This is a genomic window from Streptomyces sp. NPDC054840 (assembly GCF_053611065.1).
On record NZ_JBSGZP010000804.1, the window covers coordinates 1 to 3022 of the forward strand.

The 3022-nt window shown below is 69.5% G+C and carries 3 protein-coding genes; all 3 read right to left on the reverse strand.

Annotated features, from left to right (window positions below; all coding sequences use genetic code 11):
- Nucleotides 1–387, reverse strand: a 387-nt coding sequence (locus tag ACWGIU_RS34265) for an amino acid kinase family protein (RefSeq protein ID WP_453712004.1), incomplete at its 3' end; no start/stop codon positions are given.
- Between the two features lie 33 nt (nt 388–420).
- Nucleotides 421–1422 carry an ornithine carbamoyltransferase gene (gene argF / locus ACWGIU_RS34270; protein WP_453712005.1) on the reverse strand — a complete coding sequence of 334 codons (1002 nt, stop codon included), beginning with the start codon at nt 1420–1422 and terminating at the stop codon, nt 421–423.
- Between the two features lie 62 nt (nt 1423–1484).
- Nucleotides 1485–2708 (reverse strand): arginine deiminase, encoded by a 1224-nt coding sequence (locus ACWGIU_RS34275; RefSeq protein WP_453712006.1) that lies wholly within the window; start codon nt 2706–2708, stop codon nt 1485–1487.
- Nucleotides 2709–3022: the final 314 nt, after the last annotated feature.

Below are 3022 nucleotides of genomic sequence, written 5' to 3' on the forward strand. Positions count from 1 at the left end.
GTCGTAGACCGGGCCCACGAATTTGGCCGGGTCGGTGAAGGCGGGGTCGGCCGCGGAGACAAGGGTCTGGTTGAGCAGGGCGCAGACCTGCCGTCCGGGCAGGGCGTTCTGCAGCGACTGGAGCAGCCAGTAGCCGATCATGCCCTGGGTCTCCGCGCCGAGGACGTCGAAGGGGTAGGGGCTGCTCAGGGAGCGGTCGGCGGCGCTCTGGAGAGCGAGTACGCCGACCTGCGGCCCGTTGCCGTGGGTGATGACGAGTTCATGCTCGTGCGCGAGGGGGGCGAGCGCGGACACGGCAGCGCGGATGTTGGCGAGCTGCACGGCGGCGTCCGGCCGCTCCTCGCGGCGGAGCAGGGCGTTGCCGCCCAGTGCGACGACTACACGCATGACGTGTTCTCCGGAGGTCGTGGGGATGCGGGTTCAGTCGCCGAGGGTGGCGACGAGGACGGCCTTGATGGTGTGGAGCCGGTTCTCGGCCTGGTCGAACACGATGGAGTGCGAGGACTCGAAGACCTCGTCGGTGACCTCCAGTGCGGTCATCCCGGTCCGCGCAGCGATCTTGGCGCCGACGGTGGTGTCGCTGTTGTGGAAGGCCGGGAGGCAGTGCATGAATTTGACCGACGGGTTGCCCGTCGCCTCCAGGGTCTTCGTGGTCACCTGGTACGGCTTGAGCAGTGCTATGCGCTCGTCCCACAACTCCGGCGGCTCTCCCATGGAGAGCCACACGTCGGTGTAGACGAAGTCGACGCCGGCCACGCCTTCGGTCACGTCCTCGGTCAGGGTGATCCGCGCGCCACTGACGGCCGCCGCCCGCCGTGCCTGGTCGACGACATCGGAGGCGCTGTGCAGGGATCGCGGGCCGACCATGCGTACGTCCATGCCGAGCATGGCCGCGACGATCAGCAGGGAATTGCCGACGTTGTTCCTGGCGTCGCCCAGGTAGGCGAAGGACACCTGGTTCAGCGGTTTGTCGGTGTGCTCCCACATGGTGAGCACGTCGGCGAGCGACTGGGTGGGGTGCCACTGGTCCGTCAGGCCGTTCCAGACCGGAACGCCGGCGTGCTGGGCCAGCTCCTCCACCAGGCGCTGGTCGCTGCCCCGGTATTCGATCCCGTCGTAGTAGCGGCCCAGGACGCGTGCGGTGTCCTTGATGGACTCCTTGTGCCCGAGCTGGGAGCCGGCCGGGTCGAGGTACGTCACGTGCGCGCCTTGCTGGTGCGCGGCCACTTCGAAGGCGCATCGGGTCCTCGTCGACGTCTTCTCGAAGATGACGGCGATGTTCTTGCCGCGCAGCCGCTGCTCCTCGCGTCCCTCGCGGCGGGCAGCTTTGATGGATGCGGAGAGTTCCAGCAGGTGGCGGAACTCCTCGGGCGTGAAGTCGAGTTCCTTTACGAACGGGCGCTGGTGCAGGTCGTCGTGCATGGCGGGGCTCCTTGGCATGTCCGGGGTGTGTGCGGCGGGGATGAGGGGCGCGGGCGGGGTGGTCAGGCGGCCTCGCGCTCGATGGGGCAGGTCATGCACCTCGGGCCACCGCGGCCCCGGCCGAGTTCGCTGCCTCGCACGGTGATGACCTCGATCCCACTCTTGCGCAGGTGGGTGTTGGTGGTCACGTTGCGCTCGTAGGCGACGACCACACCGGGCTCCACGGCGAGCACGTTGCAGCCGTCGTCCCACTGCTCCCGCTCGGCGGACCGCAGGTCCTGGCTCGGGGTGAGGACGTTGATGGAGGGCAGACCCAGCGCGTCGGCGATGGCCTGGTCCATGTCCTCGGGGGCGTGGTCGGTGACCCTCAGCCCCTGCCCCCCGGCCCCCGGTTCGATCGTGGAGGAAGGCAGCATGCCGAGGCCGGCGTATCGGGTGAAGGTGTCGCCGCTGACCATCGTCATGACGGTGTCGAGGTGCATGAAGCTGCGGCTCTTCGGCAGACTGACGGCCACCACCCGCCGGGCGGAACCCGCCGCGAACATGCGCAGGGCGAGATTCTCCACAGCCTGAGGCGTGGTGCGCTCGCTCATGCCGACGAGCACCGCGCCGTTGCCGATGACCAGGACGTCGCCGCCCTCGATGGTGGCGGGATAGGCCGCCTGCCCGTCGGCCCACCGGTGGAACTCCCCCTTCGCGAAGAGGGGGTGGTGCTGGTAGAGAGCTTCGAAGTGCACCGTTTCACGGCGCCGTGCCCGCTTGTTCATCGGGTTGACGCTCACACCGTCGTAGGCCCAGCACGAGGTGTCGCGGGTGAACAGATGGTTGGGCAGCGGCGCGAGGAGGAAGTCGTCGGGCGACATGGCGTGCAGTCGTACGCTCGGTATCGGGCCCGTTCGCTCGAGCAGTTCCGCCTTGGTGACGCCGCCGATGAGGCAGGTGGTCAGGGCGGCCGGCTCCAGGGAGTCGAAGTACGTGCGGAGCCGGTCGGTGCCGAGGACGCCGAACTCGCGTTCGTCGAAGACCCGGTCCAGCACGAGCTGCCGCGCCTCGATGCCGTCCAACGTCTCGGTGAGCAGGTCGGCGAGGAGGTGCACGCGCACTCCGCGGTCCCGCAGGACATCGGCGAACGCGTCGTGCTCGTCGCGGGCGCGCTTGGCCCACAGCACGTCATCGAAGAGGAGCTCGTCCTTGTTGCTGGGTGTGAGGCGTGTCAGTTCGCGGTCGGGGCGGTGCAGGATGACCTGCTTCAGCCGGCCGGTCTCGGAGTCGACGTGAAACGTCATGGGTCCCCCGGAGGTGAGATGGAAAGTGCGCTCGACGGGCGCGGGGATGGGGCGTGCGTCCGGCCGGGCGTCCTCTGGGGGCGCCTCGGGGAGCACTTGAACCCTGTCACTCGCGTCTCCTCTTTCCCGGCGGCAACAGTCCCTGGCGGCGGGCCGGTCGGCACTCTCCGGGAGGACCCGTTCGGTCGCTTCGCAGGGCCCTTCGGCCCTGCGTGGCGAGGGTCGGGATCCGAACGCGGCGGGGCGGGGCGAGCCCGCGGTCGGACGTCTGCGTGCGGGGCGACGGCCATGGGCGGCCGGCCGTGGTGCCGCGT

Excerpts from the sequence above, each read along its gene's own strand:
- argF (WP_453712005.1), bottom strand. The coding sequence starts at position 1,422 with ATGCACGACGACCTGCACCAGCGCCCGTTCGTAAAGGAACTCGACTTC.
- ACWGIU_RS34275 (WP_453712006.1), bottom strand. The coding sequence starts at position 2,708 with ATGACGTTTCACGTCGACTCCGAGACCGGCCGGCTGAAGCAGGTCATC.